Source organism: Cryobacterium sp. TMS1-13-1 (assembly GCF_004403125.1).
Classification (GTDB): Bacteria; Actinomycetota; Actinomycetes; order Actinomycetales; family Microbacteriaceae; genus Cryobacterium; species Cryobacterium levicorallinum.
The window spans coordinates 536993-554578 of record NZ_SOGX01000010.1 but is presented as its reverse complement, the minus strand read 5'-3'; the positions used below and the strand labels follow the sequence as shown (position 1 = coordinate 554578).

17 protein-coding genes and 1 pseudogene are annotated in these 17586 nt (G+C 60.7%); 11 read left to right on the top strand and 7 right to left on the bottom strand.

Annotated elements, in window-relative coordinates; translation table 11 throughout:
• Nucleotides 1-111: 111 nt before the first annotated feature.
• Nucleotides 112-354 (bottom strand): SHOCT domain-containing protein, encoded by a 243-nt coding sequence (locus E3T31_RS11955; protein ID WP_241977945.1) that lies wholly within the window; start codon nucleotides 352-354, stop codon nucleotides 112-114.
• A gap of 222 nt (nucleotides 355-576) precedes the next feature.
• The gene (locus E3T31_RS18740) at nucleotides 577-708 is read right to left on the bottom strand and encodes a hypothetical protein (RefSeq protein WP_134469304.1); all 132 of its coding nucleotides are present in this window, start codon (nucleotides 706-708) and stop codon (nucleotides 577-579) included.
• Between the two features lie 80 nt (nucleotides 709-788).
• Here E3T31_RS18740 and merB (E3T31_RS11945) point away from each other — a divergent pair, with 80 nt between their 5' ends.
• The 4 genes from merB (E3T31_RS11945) (at nucleotide 789) to E3T31_RS11925 (ending at nucleotide 3894) form a co-directional block, all read left to right on the top strand.
• Nucleotides 789-1151, top strand: a complete 363-nt coding sequence (merB, locus tag E3T31_RS11945) for an organomercurial lyase (protein WP_370304603.1) — start codon at nucleotides 789-791, stop codon at nucleotides 1149-1151.
• A gap of 452 nt (nucleotides 1152-1603) precedes the next feature.
• On the top strand, nucleotides 1604-2125 hold the full coding sequence (locus tag E3T31_RS11940; protein WP_166788492.1) for a redoxin domain-containing protein: 522 nt from the start codon (nucleotides 1604-1606) through the stop codon (nucleotides 2123-2125).
• A complete protein-coding gene (locus E3T31_RS11935) occupies nucleotides 2122-3132 on the top strand; it encodes a cytochrome c biogenesis CcdA family protein (protein ID WP_134468892.1) in 1011 nt (336 codons plus the stop codon). Before E3T31_RS11940 ends, E3T31_RS11935 begins: the two co-directional genes overlap by 4 nt.
• Before the next feature lie 456 nt (nucleotides 3133-3588).
• On the top strand, nucleotides 3589-3894 hold the full coding sequence (locus E3T31_RS11925; protein WP_206750317.1) for a hypothetical protein: 306 nt from the start codon (nucleotides 3589-3591) through the stop codon (nucleotides 3892-3894).
• Between the two features lie 301 nt (nucleotides 3895-4195).
• On the opposite strand, the gene E3T31_RS11920 is transcribed toward E3T31_RS11925, so the two are convergent.
• Nucleotides 4196-4585, bottom strand: coding sequence for a heavy metal-responsive transcriptional regulator (locus tag E3T31_RS11920; protein WP_134468890.1), 390 nt, complete (start codon nucleotides 4583-4585; stop codon nucleotides 4196-4198).
• 144 nt (nucleotides 4586-4729) lie between these two features.
• Between E3T31_RS11920 and merA the strand changes: the two genes are divergently transcribed.
• The 4 genes and pseudogenes from merA to E3T31_RS11900 all read left to right on the top strand — a co-directional run bounded on the left by merA (nucleotide 4730) and on the right by E3T31_RS11900 (nucleotide 10197).
• A complete protein-coding gene (gene merA / locus E3T31_RS11915) occupies nucleotides 4730-6187 on the top strand; it encodes a mercury(II) reductase (RefSeq protein WP_134469302.1) in 1458 nt (485 codons plus the stop codon).
• A 32-nt stretch (nucleotides 6188-6219) separates the two neighbouring features.
• On the top strand, nucleotides 6220-6882 hold the full coding sequence (gene merB, locus E3T31_RS11910) for an organomercurial lyase MerB (protein WP_134468889.1): 663 nt from the start codon (nucleotides 6220-6222) through the stop codon (nucleotides 6880-6882).
• 101 nt (nucleotides 6883-6983) lie between these two features.
• Nucleotides 6984-8333, top strand: a complete 1350-nt coding sequence (locus E3T31_RS11905) for an NAD(P)/FAD-dependent oxidoreductase (protein ID WP_134468888.1) — start codon at nucleotides 6984-6986, stop codon at nucleotides 8331-8333.
• Between the two features lie 603 nt (nucleotides 8334-8936).
• Nucleotides 8937-10197, top strand: a pseudogene (locus tag E3T31_RS11900) (IS256 family transposase).
• Between the two features lie 32 nt (nucleotides 10198-10229).
• Here E3T31_RS11900 and E3T31_RS11895 read toward each other — a convergent pair.
• Complete coding sequence (locus E3T31_RS11895) at nucleotides 10230-10958, bottom strand: DUF2326 domain-containing protein (RefSeq protein WP_134468887.1); 729 nt, start codon at nucleotides 10956-10958, stop codon at nucleotides 10230-10232.
• 53 nt (nucleotides 10959-11011) lie between these two features.
• Nucleotides 11012-12241 carry an IS110 family transposase gene (locus E3T31_RS11890; protein ID WP_134468886.1) on the bottom strand — a complete coding sequence of 410 codons (1230 nt, stop codon included), beginning with the start codon at nucleotides 12239-12241 and terminating at the stop codon, nucleotides 11012-11014.
• Nucleotides 12242-12589: 348 nt separating this feature from the next.
• On the opposite strand from E3T31_RS11890, the gene E3T31_RS11885 reads away from it, so the two are divergent.
• Nucleotides 12590-13989 (top strand): IS3 family transposase gene (locus E3T31_RS11885; RefSeq protein WP_134469300.1). Its coding sequence is split into 2 segments (ribosomal slippage): nucleotides 12590-12911 and nucleotides 12911-13989, totalling 1401 coding nucleotides; the frame shifts between segments, so codons are not numbered across the junction.
• A 337-nt stretch (nucleotides 13990-14326) separates the two neighbouring features.
• Here E3T31_RS11885 and E3T31_RS11880 read toward each other — a convergent pair.
• Both E3T31_RS11880 and E3T31_RS11875 read right to left on the bottom strand, forming a co-directional pair.
• Nucleotides 14327-14782 (bottom strand): SRPBCC family protein, encoded by a 456-nt coding sequence (locus E3T31_RS11880; protein WP_134468885.1) that lies wholly within the window; start codon nucleotides 14780-14782, stop codon nucleotides 14327-14329.
• 161 nt (nucleotides 14783-14943) lie between these two features.
• The gene (locus E3T31_RS11875) at nucleotides 14944-16062 is read right to left on the bottom strand and encodes an aromatic acid exporter family protein (RefSeq protein ID WP_134468884.1); all 1119 of its coding nucleotides are present in this window, start codon (nucleotides 16060-16062) and stop codon (nucleotides 14944-14946) included.
• 209 nt (nucleotides 16063-16271) lie between these two features.
• Between E3T31_RS11875 and E3T31_RS11870 the strand changes: the two genes are divergently transcribed.
• Complete coding sequence (locus E3T31_RS11870; protein ID WP_166788489.1) at nucleotides 16272-16979, top strand: transposase; 708 nt, start codon at nucleotides 16272-16274, stop codon at nucleotides 16977-16979.
• A gap of 362 nt (nucleotides 16980-17341) precedes the next feature.
• On the top strand, nucleotides 17342-17485 hold the full coding sequence (locus E3T31_RS17855; protein ID WP_166788488.1) for a GPGG-motif small membrane protein: 144 nt from the start codon (nucleotides 17342-17344) through the stop codon (nucleotides 17483-17485).
• The last annotated feature ends 101 nt before the right edge of the window (nucleotides 17486-17586 follow it).

The window sequence follows — 17586 nt, the reverse complement described above, 5'->3', positions numbered from 1 at the left end:
CAGCACCGCTGTCCGCATCGATGACGGAGGGGCAGGTGATGCCGAACGTGTTAGAGAACGTGAGTGCGGTGTCCCCTGGTCGCGAATGTTCACCCCGAGGGCGTGACGGCGCTACGGCCCCTCCAGAACTGCGAGACGGCGCCTGAACTCTTCATCATCGATCTCTCCCGACGCGTAGCGCCTGCGCAGGACGTCGCCAGCCTCATGCCCGCCTCGTGGCACCCCGGCCGGTGCCGCAAGGCTGCGCCTGACGATCCAGGCAGCCAACATGGCCACCACTGCCACCAGAAGTATGAGCCCCAGAATCACCCAGAGGCCCATCCAGCCCATCATTTCGTTTCCGTATCCCATCATGCTGATCACGCTTTCTCTCACTCTGCATTTCTCCGACACCAAAGGTGTACTATTCATCTTAGTAATTATGAACATGAAATCGTCAAACCCCCGTGGTCGCAGCACCGCGAGAACACCCCGCTAGAGGTACCAAGCCATCAGGTTGGTGACATGCGTTTGAGCGGGGTTGTGGGCTGCTGCGGAGATCTTGGACAGCGGAATTAGAGCCTGTGATGAATTAACTTAGTGCGTTTCGGGCGGTTCTTTTTCTATCGGATTTAGTGTGTAGTTCCACTCGGGATGGAACTGGTGTCGGGTGAGGGTGCCGTTGGTTTCCAGGGCTTTCATCTCTTGATCGGGGACTTTGACGCCGATCGAGTAGCTGTTGGTGTCGAGTTCGTCTTGGACGGCACCGCTTCGAGATCGCCGGGGAACAGCTCTACACCTAGTGTGCGCTGGACATCCTCATCGTTCCCACGATCCTCGGGACGTCCGCGGTCATCGAATCCCGCTACCGCACCGGAACGCCGGTTCGGGTGACCGTCGACAGCTCCGGCGTGCGCAGCGTCGAGCCCACCACCGCAGTGGTGTCCCTGGTCGCCCCGGACGACATGAGTTCCGTTCGCTCATCCTTCTGCGACCAGGTTCACTTCTTCGCCCTTCTCGAGGAAACCGAACCGTGGATTGCCGGCCACGAGGGCGGACCGACCATTTCTGTCGCGGAAGCGTTCGCGCTCGGTGCTTCGATGGCCGAGAGGATGCTTGCCGAGACGGCTGCCAACCGTTCCAGCGATGACCCATCCCACAGCTGCTGCTGAGGCGCCAGAACATGACTGAACACTGTGATGTAGCGATGCTGGGCGAACGCCCCTACGGTGAAGTCGGGCAGACGCCTCTTGGCCGCAGGGAACAACGTTGTTATAGCGGGAAGTATTGACCTTCCCCCATAGGGGAAGGTGGACAATGACTAGCAAGGCGGCAGAAGGAATGCTCGCGAGCGAGACGGTTTTCACGTCCCTATGAGGGTGTCTGAGTCGCGGGCTCGACCATCTCGTTCGCTCCATCCTTTTATGCTGCTAGCCTCGCCCATCGCCGGTTTGGCTTCAACACAGATCCAATTCTCGAAGGACCAATCGCGATTGAGACATTCATGAATCAGAAACGCACAGCGAGCACGGCGCCGACCGGGCGCACGCCAAAGCGGGCCCCATCATCTCAGCGCAGGGCAACAAATCGGGGATCCCGCGTGATCATCTTGTTGGCAATTCTGGTGCCCGCCGCGCTGCTCGGCACGCTTGCGATCACCGGCCTGAACGGCCCTGCAGACACGTCGAGCACGGGTGCGACGCTAGATGACGAATCTGCTTCGGGCCGGTTAGAGGTCGGAAACGAGGCGCCAGCATTCGACGTTGACACTTTGTCCGGCGACACATTTCAGGTGCCGTCGGGCCAACCGGCCATTCTCACCTTCGTCGACCTGTGCCCGACCTGCATCGATGACACACGTAAGATCGGTGAGCTTCAAGAACGCTTCGAGGGCCTGGACGTGCTAGCCATCGCCTCAGACCCGCTGGCTGATAGGGCCAGGTTGGAGGAATTCATGCGGCAAGCGGGCAGCCCTGCCTTCGAGCTCGCCCTCGACCCTGAGAGCACCCTGACACAACGCTTCGACGCATTTTCGATGGGTGCCAGCGTAACGATCGTGGACGGCTCCGGCCGGATCACCGACCGCGGACCGGTCGAGGTGGAGTCGATGAGCGCGGCACTGATCGAAGCGGGTGCGCGCAAATGATGGTCATTCTCGCCTTCGCATTCGGTGCCGGTCTGGTTTCGCCGTTGAACCCGTGCGGATTCGGCTTGCTACCGGCATTTCTGGGTAGCCAGCTTGGCAACGACGTTGAGCGCTCGAAAGCATCTATGGCGAATCGATTATGGCGCGGCTTGGCCGCTGGTGGGGCGGTAAGCGTTGGGTTCGCGGGAGTTCTGGTCTCCGCCGCGCTGCTCGTCGCGCTCGGCCTGCGCTCGATACTCGCTTTCGTGCCATTTGCCGCGGCAGGGATCGGCCTCGTCCTCATCGTGTCGGGTGTCGCGGTTCTGGCGGGTCGCCGCATAGCGGTGAGCAAACTGTCTCGCTTGGCGGCGCTGCGAACGGATAGCGGGAACGTCACGACGAGGCTCGTCGCGTTTGGTGCAGGATACGCTGTGGCATCGGTCGCTTGCACCTTGGCCATTCTGCTCGCAGTCGTCGGACAGGCCCTGTCGACTGAAAACTTCGCCGGCATGGTCGCAGTTCTGGCCGCCTACGGCGCCGGTTCGGCCACGCTGCTGACGGCCTTGTCAGTGTCGACCGCAATCGCAGGGTCAGTCTTATCCGCTCGACTGCGCCGCGTCTTGCCGTTCATGGAGCGCCTCTCCGGTGTCCTGCTAGTCCTGTCCGGAGCATACCTCGTGGCAACCAACGTTGAAGGGCTTAAAGACCTCCCTGCCGTCAATACTGTGGCCCTCTGGGTCATGGATGCCTCGGCCCAGGCGTCGGCGCTGGTGCAGTCCGCGTATCTCTGGTTCGTGCCAGTGCTGGTCGCGCTGCTGCTGATGACGGCGTTGATTTGGTGGCGGAAACGAAGGTCGAGAACCGCCGGTGATTCCGATATGAATCTTGCCCATCCCGGAGCCGACCCAGTCGGCCCACGAGAAGACGACTGCTGCGCCCCAACGCATTCCGATGCACCGCCGTCTGTCCGCACGAATGAGTTGCTGGCTGACGCTGAGACCAAGGACACCACCGACCCTGCTCGGTAGAAGGTGACGCGGGCTGATGGTGGTTCCGCATTCATTTCTGGAATCTGAAACACGTACGGTACGTCCCGTGGAGTGGTGTAAATCTCGAATTCGGCCGGCGAGGCGGTGGGCTTCGGTGGCGATAACCTCGACGGCGAGGAGACGCTCCAGAGTGTGGGTGAGGCCCCAGCCCTTGGCATGGGCCTAGTCGAGGACCCGCGGCAGCGCGTCGCCGGAGTCGGCGAGTTTCAGCTCGGTCAGGTGGCCGCGCAGCTGCTGGTAGACACTCGCCGGCGTCGTGGCGGTCGCGGTGGTCTCAACGGAAGACGATCCTTGCTGGACACTTGCGGCGTGGCCGAGTAACTCCGACTTGACCTTCCACCAAGGGGAAGGTGGAAACTCGATTTCGTGCCGGTTTCATCCGACTGCGGCCCCAAATCCATCAGGATGCTGATGCGTTCGGAGAGAGAAACAATCTTGTCTACTGATTCCAACCGCCGGAGCAAGGCCCTGCCGATCGTGGCAGGTTTTGTTCTGCTGCACGTAGTGTGTTGCGGTTTGATATTGACATTGGGCGTCGCCGGGGCGCTCGGCGCCGTCGGTGCCGTGCTGGGTAACCCTTGGTTCATCGTCGCGGCGGGAATTCTTGTCAGCGTGCTCGTGATTTCAGTTCTTCGCCGTAGGGCAGGCGGGAAGGGTTTTTCCGGGGAGGACTGCTGTGAGCCGCAGCGCCCGCCGCGTTCTCAAGAGTCTGCAAGTCGCGTCAGCGAGGATCGGTCGTGAGCCGGTCGGCACCCGCGGCGATTTCTTAGGAGCGAGAAAATAGCCGCACGTTTTGGCTTATCGGGCTGTTAGTCCTCGTGGGCGTGGTCATGGCTGTGATTCCACCGCTGACGCCAAAGAGTCAGATGACTAACGATGCTGGTGGACGTGAATCAAACCGTCACGATCACCCGGCAAGTCACAAGGTGGTAGTCGATCAAGCCGTCCTCGTGGACTTCATTCAAGGTGCCACACACATACCCGCTTACCGCCCCGCCGCCCCTGGCGCCGCGGCGCGTCTAGCCTCTGGGCTGAGAACGTTTCAGAGGTAGCCGCAGATTCGTTCGGAGTCGCACGCGGCGGGATCGGCGGCGGCGGCGGTGTCATGGAATCGGGCGACGGTGGATCTCAGGGCGACCAGCTCGGCGATCTGCCAGTCCAGATCCGTCAGTTGCTTGGCCAGAAGGTCGCTCACATGCGTGCAGGGAGCCTGGCCGGCGTCACGGATGTGCAAGATGTCACTGATTTGGGCCAGGGTCAGCCCCGCGCCCCGACTCCGGCGAATGAAATCTAGCCGCGTCACTGTTTCGTCCCCATAGGACCGGTACCCGTTGGCCGCTCGTTGAGCGGCGGGGAGCAGTCCCCGGTCTTCGTAAAATCTCAGGGTTTTGGTTGTCATGCCAACGGCCGCGGCCGCTTCACCAATGCGCACTCTGTACCTCTCATTTCAATGGCGGGAACTTCCACACTTGACCTTCCAGTGTAGGGGAAGGTGCAGACTGGGCTCAGCACCAAAAAATCATGCACGTTCTTGTTCAAGACAGGTTCGGGCGTCCACAGCTTTTCCGGAGGATTCATGTCTAAAGCAACAACGTCTGAAACAGCAGCGTCTGATTTTGACTTGGCGATCATCGGTTCTGGTGGGGGCGCGTTCGCTGCCGCCATTCGAGCGACGAATTTGGGTAAACGGGTGGTGATGATCGAGCGCGGAACCGTCGGTGGGACCTGCGTGAACACGGGCTGCGTTCCGTCTAAAGCCCTGCTAGCGGCGGCCGAGGCGCGCCACGTCGCACTGGATTCCGGACGGTTCCCGGGGATCTCTACCTCCGCTGACGCCGTCAATATGTCGGAGCTGATTGGTGGCAAGCGTTCTCTGGTGGACACGATGCGCACCGGTAAGTACCTGGACCTGATCGGTGAGTACGGCTGGGAACTGCGCCAAGGTACTGCCGTGTTCGCGGGTTCTGCTGATGAGCCGGTGTTGGAAGTCACCGGCTTCGATGGGTCCGTAGAAACCGTGCGCGCCGACCACTACCTGGTGGCAACCGGGTCGACCCCGTGGGCACCTCCGATCAAGGGCCTGGAAGAGGTGGGCTACCTGACTTCCACGACGGCCATGGAACTTGACGAGGTACCCGAGTCGCTGCTGGTCTTGGGCGGTGGATACGTCGCGTTGGAACAGGCGCAGCTTTTCTCACGACTGGGCTCCACGGTGACAATGCTGGTCCGCTCCCGGCTGGCTTCGGCGGAGGAGCCGGAAGCGTCCCGCACCCTGATGAGCGTCTTCGCGGACGAGGGTATGCGGGTCATCCGCCGGGCCACCGTGTCCGCCGTGCACCTTGACGAGTCCACCGGCGAGGTTGTCGCTGTGGCCACGACGGGAGGCGGGCGGGAAGAGTTCCGTGCCAGCAAACTCCTCGTCGCTACAGGGCGACGCCCCGTGACGGAGGGGCTGAACCTGGGCGCGGTCGGCGTCAACGTGGGAGAGAAGGGCGAAATTGTGGTCAACGGCATGTTGGCCAGCTCGAACCCGCGAATCTGGGGTGCCGGGGACGTGACCGGACACCCGCAGTTCGTGTATGTGGCCGCCTCCCATGGATCCCTGGTGGTGGATAACGCGTTCACCGATGCCGGACGTGTGGTCGACTACCATCACCTCCCCCGGGTCACTTTCACCAGCCCCGCTCTGGCCGCGGTAGGTATGACCGACAAGGAAGCCAATGCGGCCGGCATCCGCTGTGAGTGCCGAGTGTTGCCGTTGGAATACGTCCCCCGGGCCCTGGTCAACCGGGATACCCGCGGCTTCATCAAGATCGTCGCCGACGTCCAAACGCGGCGGATCGTGGGGATCACTGCCGTCGCCAAAGACGCCGGTGACCTCGCCGCGGCCGGCGTCTACATCCTGGAAGCCGGGATGACCGTCGATCAAGTCGCCACCATGTGGAGCCCCTACCTGACCATGGCCGAAGGCATCAAGATTGCCTGCCAGTCCTACAACACGGACGTCTCCAAGCTTTCCTGCTGCGCCGCCTAACCACCTCGACCTCACAAAGAAAGGCACTTCTCATGACGAATGAAACCCATCAGGTCACAGAACGACTCACCTCCGGCGACGCAGGACTAGAAGCCTGGCTTTGGCTGCCGCTCATGAAGCTGCTGGCGGAGGGCGATGCAGTAGATATAGCGGACTTAGTGACTGCGTCCGGCCGACCCGCCGAAGACGTTAAGGGTGCTCTGGCAGCCGTGCCCGATACGGAGTACGACGGGTCCGGTCGAATTATCGGGCAGGGCCTGACTCTTCGGTCCACCCCGCACCGCCTCGAGGTCAACGGTGAACAGCTCTACACGTGGTGCGCGCTGGATACGTTGATTCTGCCAGCCGCCCTCGGAACATCCGCAAGAATCGAATCGACGTACGGGGCAACTGGAATTCCAGTTCGCGTCAGCGTTGACGCTACCGGGGTGACGAGCGTTGAGCCAGCCACGGCCGTGGTCTCGCTGGTCAATCCGGAAGACATGAGCTCGGTGCGTTCAGCATTCTGTAACCAGGTCCACTTCTTCGCATCACTTGAAGAAGCCAAGCCTTGGCTTGACAGCCACCCCGACGGCTCCGTGATACCCGTCGACGAGGCTTACCGGCTCGGTACCTCCATTGCCGAAACAATGCTCAAAGATACGACACCGCAGCGGTCCGCCCAACCTGACAACGGAGCGCACGGCTGCTGCTAAGACCGCAGTGCCGCACCGGCACGGCCACCAATCCACTGAAGTCTCCGTTAGAGCTCCACGAGCAGAATCTGATGTAGACCTCTGAGATTAAGGAGAACATTATGAGCGAACATTTTGATGTTGCGGTGTTAGGCATGGGGCCCGGCGGGGAGGTGGCCGCGAGCCGCCTGCTCAAGGCCGGTAAGAAGGTCGCGGTCATCGAGCGGGAATTGATCGGCGGTGAATGCGCCTACTGGGCCTGCATCCCATCCAAGACGTTGTTGCGGCCAGCTGAAGCCCGCACGGAAGTCCAACGGGCAGCCGGGGTATCCGGAGCGGAACTGGACTGGTCTGAGGCCAGTAAGTACCGTGAATACATGATCCGGAATCTCGACGACAGAGCACAAGTCGACGGGTATGCCCGTCACGGTGCCGTCGTGATTAAGGGCGAAGCCCGGATCACGGGTCCCGGCCGGATCCACGTCGAGGACCGCGAACTGACCGCAGAGCACATCATTATCGCGACCGGCTCGGAGGCAGTCATCCCCGATCTTGACGGTCTCGATCAGATCACTGCGTGGACGAACCGAGAAACGTACACGACCAAGACCCTGCCAAAGAGTGCGGTGATCATCGGCGGTAGCGCCGTCGGGACCGAGACCAGCACCTTCCTCTCCCGCTTCGGAGTGAAAGTCACACTCGTGCACCGCGGCGACCGGCTCCTGGAACGCGAAGAGCCCAGGGTCGGGGAGCTGACCCATAAGTACCTGACGGAGTCCGGCATCGATATCCGTCTGGGCGTGACCGCCCGCCGGGCCCACCGCACCGGCGACCAGAGCGTAATTGAACTTGATGACGGCACAGAAGTGACGGCCGACGTTGTCATTTTCGCAACCGGACGCACCCCTCGTACCAAAAACCTCGGCTTCGAAAACGCTGGTATCGCTCTGGGCGATCACGGGCAGGTGCAGGTGGACGAATACTGTCGTGCGGCCGAGAACGTGTGGGCCATCGGAGACGTCACCGGCATAATGCCCTTCACCCACGTGGCTAAATATCAGGGACGGATCGCAGCAGACGCCATTCTTGGCAAACTGCACGCCGCGTCCTACGGCGGCATCCCCCGCGTCGTATTTGGAGATCCCGAAATTGCGGCCGCAGGACTCACAAAAGAACAGGCCGACCAGCACGGTATACGGACCGTCGCAACAGAGCTTGACCTTGCCAGCGCCATCGCTCGCCCCTGGACCTACGAACAAGACCCTCGCGGATTCCTCGGACTCCTCGCCGACACCGACAGCAAGACTCTCATTGGCGCTTGGGCTGTGGGCCCGATGGCCGGCGAGTGGATACATCATGCCGCCCTCGCCATCCGCACACAGATCCCAATCGAAATCCTGCGCGACCAAATCGCCCAATTCCCCACCTACAACGAGGCCTACCAAGCAGCACTTGAGGAACTGGACATCTAGCTACTATCGCCGGACGATCCGAAATACTGCCATTCCCGGGCGCCTGAACGCTCCCGCAAGGCCGCTCGGATAGCACGGTGCCGTTCGCGCGAATAAGCCTCCACGGCGAGCCCGCAAGCCGGACGCCGGACGCCGGCTGCCGACGAAGAACTCAGAATCATGCGAAACCACCTTGAAAGACGGTGCTGCTACGACCCCTTGAGACTGCCCGTAGGTTTTGAGACAGATCAGTTGCAAGACACTTTCGCCTCGATTTTTGGCAGACAACACTGTTGTACCGTCCGGGCAACTGTCAAGCGGAATCCGGGCCAAACCGAACTCAGCTCGCAACTAGGTCGTTTCCGGTTCTTCTTGCGCGCCCACAGCTGCGCTTCCGCCCAAATCGTCGGGGTGCAGGCGGACGCCAAGTAGGCCTCCAGATTCGTCGGCGTCAGAAAGCGTGAGAATAACGCTTTCATCAAACGCATCGCGATCGGCCAAGGTCACGTCCCCCTGAGTGGTGTAATTCCCGGGGTTCGATCGTTGGATTAACAACGTAAAGAGCCACCGTGCGATGGTCAGTGAGAACCGTTCAAAGTTCCTCACAGAAAGACACATCACACGATGGCTTTAGACCAGTCTGCCTTGCTTGCGCTCCTCTCGGAACTCAAGCTCACCAATGTCACCGACCGAATCCGAACGGTGACCGAAACGCTTTACCAAGAACTCATCGACGCTGAGGCCACCGCGCACATCGGCGCCGGCCGTTTCGAACGCTCCGAGGATCGCACCAACCAGCGCAACGGCACCCGCCCGCGCGTCCTCACGACGACGGCCGGCGACCTGAATCTCAAGATCCCCAAGCTGCGGCAAGGGTCGTTCTTTCCCGCTCTCCTCGAGCGTCGCCGACGCGTTGACCAGGCCCTGTTCGCCGTGGTTATGGAGGCTTACCTCCACGGCGTCTCGACGAGGAAAGTCGACGACCTGGTCAAAGCCCTCGGCGCCGACACGGGCATCTCCAAGTCCGAAGTATCCCGGATTTGCGCGGATCTCGACGGGGAAGTGGCCACGTTCCGTGGCCGTGATCTCGGCGTGACGGGCTACGCCTACGTGTTCCTCGACGCCACGTACTGCAAGGCCCGCGTCAACCACCGCGTCATTTCCCAAGCGATGGTCGTCGCCATCGGCGTGGCCGCTGACGGCCGGCGCGAGGTCCTTGGTTTTGACGTCGGCGACAGCGAGAATGAGATCTTCTGGACCGAGTTCCTGCGGTCTTTGAAAGCCCGTGGGCTGGACGGCGTCAAACTCGTCATCTACCGACGCTCACTCGGGGTTGAAGAAGGCCATCAGCACTGTTTTTCAGGGTGCTGCTTGGCAACGCTGCAGGGTCCACTTCATGAGAAATGTTCTCTCCATTGTCCCGCGCGCCAGCCAGGACATGGTCGCCGCGGTCATCCGCACCATCTTTGCCCAGCCCGACGCGACGCACGTTCAGGCCCAGTTTGACGAGGTCACCCGCATGCTCGAACGCTCTCACCCGAAAGTCGCCAAGATGCTCCATGACGCCCGCGCCGACATCCTCGCCTTCTGCGGATTCCCGCCCAAACACTGGCGACAGGTGTGGTCCACAAACCCACTCGAGCGCCTAAATAAGGAAATCAAGCGCAGGACCGATGTCGTCGGTGTGTTCCCCAACCCAGCCGCTCTGCTCCGCCTCGCAGGCGCCGTGCTGGTCGAGCAACACGATGAGTGGGAGGCAGGCTCCCGCCGCTACCTCTCCGAGGACTCCATGCGCCAGCTGACCGCCTTCAACGCCGCCCTCACCCTCCCCGACGCCAGCGCCCTGACGGGGGTGATTCCCGTTCCCGAGCTCATTGCCGCATAATCAAATCAGCTGACCCGCACGGTGACGATGAATTACACCACCCGGCGGGACGTGACCTCGGCCAATTCTGCGATCGGTACCGCATCGCTGTTGAGGGTTACTAAGTACTGAAAGGCCCACGCGGTCGAGGACTCTGCTGCGATCGAAATTGCTTGCGCGACTTGGCGCTCATCCACTCCGTCGAACATCGTGCTGTCGTGAATCAGGAACCTGGGACCACGACTCTGTGCGCTGAGGTCCTCAGTAATTGCCAAGTCGTAAGCAAAGATCGCCATCTTATCCACGCCGCTGGAACCTGCGCGCGGCAGTCTTGTTCGGAATTGGATCCCTGTACGTCCAAGCACGACCTTTAGGTCAGCTTGCTCACCGTACATCTGTTCGAGGATTTGCCCGAACCAAAATATGATCCCCGCGCGGCGATCGAAGCGTTCGTCAAGGTCGGCCGAAGTTCTCGCGATCAGGTCGAGCTCGTCAGACTTTACCTTGGCCTTACGGTCTCGCAACTCACGTAGCAGCCGAATTCGGCCATCTATCTCAGCGACCGAAGCCTGAGTCGTTCCGAGTTTTTGCTGCATTACAGCGAAGTCTTCGAGGGCACCACCGGAGCGGAGCAACTGAAGAGCGGTGGACTGATGATCTGAGAAATCCCGCTGCCGTTCCTCACGTTGAGCGACACGATTTTGCAACCGTCTCAACTCCGCGTCGAGGTATGCGACCCGGTTGGCGACCACTGCGGCGTGAAACGCCGCCGCTTCATCCAATGATCGTACGATCGAGTCGCCCAGCGCGACCCTACGTGATGCTCCTATAGCTGTCAATTGATTTTTTGGGCTTCCTTTTGCTCGTGGAGCCAATCTCGGAGTTGACCGGCGAGGTTGTCGTCTCGGCTGAGTCCTCGTTCGATTCGGGAGAGGGTGCCAGGCCAGGTGTTGAGGTGTCCTCCCGCCTCTCGGAGGGTGATGTGGAGTTCCTCGCGGGCGGTGCGCAGATCGGTGATCGAAGGCGCGGCTTGCGGGTTAGTGAGCTGACGGTAGAGCTCCCGGGCGACGTATCGTTTCAGGCAGCGCATGATTTCCTTTTTGGTCTTGCCTTGAGCGGTTCGTCGAGCCGCATATTCTCTCGTCCGGGAGTCGGTCGCAAGGCGTGAGACAACGACGTGGTGGATTGCCGCGTTGGCGGCTCTGTCGCCGCCGCGGCTGAGCCGGTGCCGGCTGGTCTTGCCGGATGAGGCTGGTATGGGGGCGACGCCGACAAGGGCCGCAAACTGCGCTTCAGTGGCGATGCGTTCGGGGTTGTCGCCCACGGTGACGAGGAGTTGGCTCGCTACTTCTATGCCAACGCCGGGGACGTCCCGCAACAGCGGCGCGCAGTCTCGGAGAATCTCTGCCAGCCCTGCATCAGTGTCAAGAATCTCCCGCTCGAGAAATCGGTATCGAGCGGCGAGTTTCTTCAAAGTGAGGGCCGTCGCGGTGTCAGGATCGGTGAGGTTTCCCATTGGACGGGAGCGCTCCAACGCCGGGACGAGTTGCGCGTTGGTCAGCGCACGAAACCTGCTGCGCACGGGCTCGGGAGCGGAGACGAGGACCCCTTTGATCTGGTTGATGGCGATGGTGCGGGCCTTCATCGCTGAGCTGCGAGCGGCGCGGAGGACGCGGAGGCATTCGAGGGGGCCGTCTTTGGTTTTCGGCGTCGAGATGCCTCGTTCCGCTAAGACTGATTCCGATGCTTGGTAGGCGTCCAAAGGATCTGATTTCCCGCGTAGGCGCCGCGCTTGACGGTTGGGTCGGTTGACCTCGCGGACAGGCAGCCCTGCTGACCTCAGAACTCGACTCAGTTCAGCCCCATAACTGTCGGTCCCTTCGACGCCCACACCGATGACCAGACCGGAGTGGGTGATGAACGAGAGAATCTTCCGATAGCCAGATCCGACCGCCAAGAATTCTTCAGCAGCGAGATGTTTGCCGTGCTCGTCGATGATGGCGACGTAGTGCGTATCGGCGTGCGTGTCGACGCCGACGATGATATTCGGTATCTCTGTTGCCATGATGAAGTTGCCTTTCCATTGCGTCCATCTGGGTGAAAGATGGGCACGTTGGCCAGGTGGGCAGACAAGACGGTAATGGGAATTCGCTTCAGGCTCCTATAAAGTCATGTCCGCCTGGTCAGCGCACCGTGAGCAGCCTTGAGGCCGCGGACAGATCACGTAGAAGACAATCCTTTGGGACGTCAGTCAGGGTTAGGGTCACGCAGCCTCAAGACTCTTCTCATCATTACCGTCAGGGTTGGGTGAGGCCAGTAGCTAACAGCAAGTCCGCCGTGTGACGTAGGGCGAGAATCAGGAATCAGCACCATGTCCAGCCCGTCTGTGATCGCCGTGCGCGACGATAGTTATATGAGTAGTACCGGACCCCGAGCTGGTGGTCCGACCTCGAGAAGGTCGTTCAGCCCAGCACAAAAGCTTGCCCACCTGGCCGCGTATGACGCGGCTATCAAGGACCACGAGGGCGGCGCGTATCTGCGCACCGAAGGGCTGTACTCCTCGCAGATCACGGAGTGGCGAAAGCTGCGTGACGCGGGTGTCCTTGCGGGGAAGAAACCCGGGGAGAAGATTGGCCGGTTAACGCCGGAGCAAGCGGAAATCGCCCGGTTGCGCCGCCAGCTGAGCAAGACCGAGCAGCGGCTGGAAACGACGGCGGTGGCGTTGGAGATCATGTCAAAAATGCACGAGCTACTCGAAAGTCTTTCGAAGAGCTCGCGGGACGAAACACCGCGCGCGTTGCCGTAATGACCGCCTACCGTGAACTGGCCAGCCGAGGAATCTCGACTCGCGTCGCGGCCGACCTGGTCGGGATCCCTCGAGCGACCGCCACCAGGAAACCACGCATCTCGGTGGCCGGGCCGTCGTCGATCCCGGCGAACAAGATTGATGATGCCGACCGCCGGCAGATTCTCGCCGTCGTCAATTCGGACTCGTTCGTGGATCTGCCGCCGATCCAGATTTACGCCCAGCTGCTCGACGCCGGCACGTACTTGTGCTCCATTTCAACGATGTATCGGGTGTTGAACGAGAACCAGCAGGTCAAGGACCGCCGCCGCCAGGCACGCCACCCGGCTCGGGCGATCCCCGAATTAATCGCGACGGCCCCAGGCCAGGTACTCAGCTGGGATATTACGAAACTCGCTGGCCCGGTCAAGGGGAAGTACTTCGATGCTTACGTGATGATCGATATTTACTCCCGCTACATCGTCGGCGCGTATGTTCACGCGTCGGAATCAGGCGAGCTGGCGGTGGAGATGATGAAGGAAATCTTCGGCATTCACGGCGTCCCTCAGGTCGTTCACGCCGACCGCGGCACGTCGATGACGTCCAAGACCGTCGCAGCATTGTTGTCGGATCTGGAGGTCACCAAGTCGCATTCGAGGCCGCGGGTGAGTAACGATAATCCCTACAGCGAGGCGTGGTTCAAGACCCTGAAATTCGCGCCGATGTTCCCCGAACGCTTCGGCTCCCTCGCCGACGCGAAGACGTTCATGGCCGCGTTCGTGGATGGTTACAACCACGCGCATCGCCATTCCGGGATCGGCCTCAATACGCCAGCCGACGTTCACTACGGACTCGCCGAGGCGAAGGCCGTAGCACGGGCAGCGACGCTGGACGTGGCCAGGGCACGCTTCCCCGAGCGATTCAGCACCAGCCAAGCACCACAGATCCTGACCATTCCCGCGACGGCATGGATCAACAAACCAGCCGCCAAACCGACCGAGAACGACGGGCTCGAACTAGCCGCCTAAACTCCCACTGGCCTCATTCGCCTTGACAAATTCCGCTCGCATAAATACATTGCTATGCAACTATGCAACTGCGCCGATCGAAGAATGACGACGACTTCGGAGTTTGCGAGCAAAGGCATAGCGATGAAGAGTCCAAAGTTGTGCAGAACCCGTCAGCTGAACCGCCTGGCCCATTAGGCGGTGAGATTTTAAAGCAATCCCCGCTTGTTCCATACTGTCGCATATCTCTGATAGCGCTGCCAAGCGCTTCGAGCGTCCCGTCACCCCAAGTGGCCGGACTCCAATGTGCGGTGTCCGGACGGACCATCACGAGTCGTACGTTGGTCTTCCCGCAGCGTCAGGCCTGCACATCTCCACGCCATCCGACATCGTCGGTTCCCTTCGCCTCGATGAACTCCTTAAAGTTCGTGAGGTCTTTCTTAATGGCGTGGTTGTCGATACCGAGAGCGGCCCCCGCCTTCTCAAGCAGCCCTGTCGCCTCCCAATCAAGCTGAACCGTCACACGCGTCTCGTTCGCAGCCAACTTATGGAACGTGACAACTCCCGCGTGATCGACCTGGCCGCCGGTACTGTTCCAGGCAACACGCTCGTCGGGGTGCTGCTCAGTTATCCGAGCCTCAAACGTGCGCTCCACGCCGCCAATTTTAACCTTCCACTCGGTGAGAGTGTCGGTTACTTGCGTGATGGATTCAACAAAACTCAGAAACTTTGGAAACTCCTCGAATTTTGTCCACTGGTTGTACGCGACGGTAACGGGAACGTTGACGTCGACAGTCTCGATGGCGTTGGGCATGATGACCTCCTAATGCGAATTCAACGGATGAAAGAGTTTCTGCAACCCCATTCACCGTACCGAAGGCTAATCCAAGGTCAACCCGCGTAAGGAAAAACTTGCAGGACCGAGAAGGTACCTGTGCGCGGAACCTCAGCAGCGTGAACATGCGATGGGACGGGCTAAACGACGGGCGAGGGAGACCCTTCAGAATCCCTCTCGGTCCCAGGGCGAAGCGCGACCAGAATGCGCTTCAGATCGATGACGATCGCGGCCGTGGGGCTGAGCGATGTCGCCCCGGCACCCAACTCTTGCATGCCGTGCAGAATCGCTTCGACTGCCGCTACGGCGTTATCAAAGGGTGCGCTATCACGCGGGCCGTCGTCCGTGGCACGCAAAGTTTCCGCGACCGCGTGCAGGGCATCGCTCAGAACCGGCCGCAACTCGGGCGGCAGCTCAAGGGGAATCGGTTTACCCCAGATCATGCCCGCAAAAACCTCAGTCAGGTTGCGCACGTGAAAAGTGACGTTCTCCAGAGCCGCGAGGTCCTCATAGTCAACAACAAGATTTCTGCGGTTGAACCGAGCGCGAGGGTTACCCTTACGACTCTCGTCGGCGTGTTGCACAGCCGACCGGACGTCTCGGGCCGCGTCGGTGAGTGCGTTGCCCCTGGTCGCCCAGAGTTCACGCTCCGGAGGCCAACTCTCGACCAAGGCCACGCCGATATCGCTGAGGTGTGTGGCGAGGGTGCCTCGAAAACTGGTCAACCGCTCGACAGCTGTGCCGATGGTGAGCGGCGGCAAAATTAGCAGGTTGACCAAAAGTCCGACCACTATTCCCAGACAGACTTGGGCGAGATAACCGACCGAGTAATCATCGGCTTCCGGGCCGCCGATGATGAGAACGAAAAGAGCCGTCAGGGGTACTTGTTCTCCGCCCACACCAAGCCATCGCATTCCTCCGATAAGGGAGCCAAGGCCGATAACCAGCGAGATCGTCCACACGCTGGGCTCGCTCAGGAGGAGCACGGCCCCGGCGAGGGCGATTCCCACGGCGAGCCCAGCGAGGGTTTGTAAAGCGCTGCGAAGCGAACGCATAAGCGTGGGGTGCATGCTCAGAAGTGCGCCCAGCGGCGCGTAGTACCGCAATTCCTGAGCGTCTCCAGGGAGGAAAGGGGACAGCGTCCAGGCAATCGCCACAGCAACAGCGATCTTGGTGACCTGGAGGAATCGCGGAGGTTGAAGACGACGACGAACCGACGCCAGCCGTGATGCGTTCCACGGAAAAATCGTTCTCGGCATCGTCTAAGTCTCTTCTGCGGCAACGGAGAGTCGGGATCCGCTCGCCCCGCAGGTTAAGCGCGAAGGCTGGCGAGGCGCTGGGAAACATCCGACAAGAAAAACACTCCCGCAGCAGACCGGTACGGAGCTGTGGAATTTTCGGAGGGGATGTCCACTTTCGATTACGCCGTGTCCGACAACGCGACGGCGATGTTGAATCGATTCGGATCTTGCTCGCGGAACGCTCCTCAGCCAGCAAGGCACGCACCGCGAGCATCAATCAGATCCACGCACTATTGGTCAGCGCGCCCGAGGCAGTCCGACAGGATTTTCGTCGCTTTGACGGCGACAAACTGGCGGTCGCTCTCGCGCGCACACGTCCGGCGCTGGGGACCACTCCGGAGCTGATAGCTCGAGCATCCGCGAAACGTCTCGCGCAACGCCACCAGGCGCTAACGGCAGACATTGCTCATATCGATCACCAACTCCGCTTGCTTGCCACACGTCAGAACCCAGCTCTCCTGGCCGCAAGCTGCGTCGGCCCGTTCGTTGCCGCGCACCTGCTCGCCACCGCCGGTGACAATCCAAATCGCATTACTACCAAGGCTCAATTCGCAGCCCTATGCGGCGTCGCACCGATACCAGCATCCTCCGGAACACGGCAGCGCTTCCGTCCTTCTCGCGGTGGTGACCGGCAGGCCAACGCAGCCTTGCACCGTATCGTGCTGCTTCGTAAACGCCACAAGGAACCCTGGACTATGGCCTACATCGCCCGGCGGACCGCCGAAGGCCTCTCCGACCGCGACATCGTCCGCTGCCTCAAACGCCACGTCGCCAACGAAATATTCGCATTGCTCACCCAGAATCCCACCAGGCGGGCTACCTATCGGACCGCGGCTTCGACAACGCCGTCAAACCGTCGGCATCGTCCTCACTGAGGCGGCCAAACAACTCGACGTGCCCTACCAACGCCTACGCCGACTCGAAATTGGACAACGTGCTGACACCAATCTGGAAGTCGCCTTCAGCGCATAGCTCGACGACAAAACTCAACAACCCAATCCGGCACAAAAAGTCCCTTGACATCAATAGGAGCATCCCCTCAGCGGGACGGGACCGTGCTTGGGTTCTCTTGGTCGTTTCGCATGGCCGCTAACACATGATGACAGCGTCTCACCTCCACGACATTCTGGATAAAACACAGTGGTGAGAGACCGAGCAGGGGGTACGTTCGATTCAACTGATCGAAAACCGCTATGGGCGCACGGCCCGTCGGCGCTGAATGAAATGGAGCAGCACCATGGCAACAATTCTCTGGATCATTGCAGTAATCCTTGTTATTGCAGGCATTTTCGCGCTATTTCGACGACAGGTTCTCTGGGGTATTGTGCTCATCGTCGTGGGACTGTTGGTTGGTCCAGGTGGCGTGAGCCTCTTCACCTGAGACTGCGGATCGAGTAGCCGTATCGGGGCGTGGCGGAACTCCGGAACGGTTTCGGCGTGAAGGATCCGCTGACGCTCTTCGTTGTCTGAGCGCTGCATGAC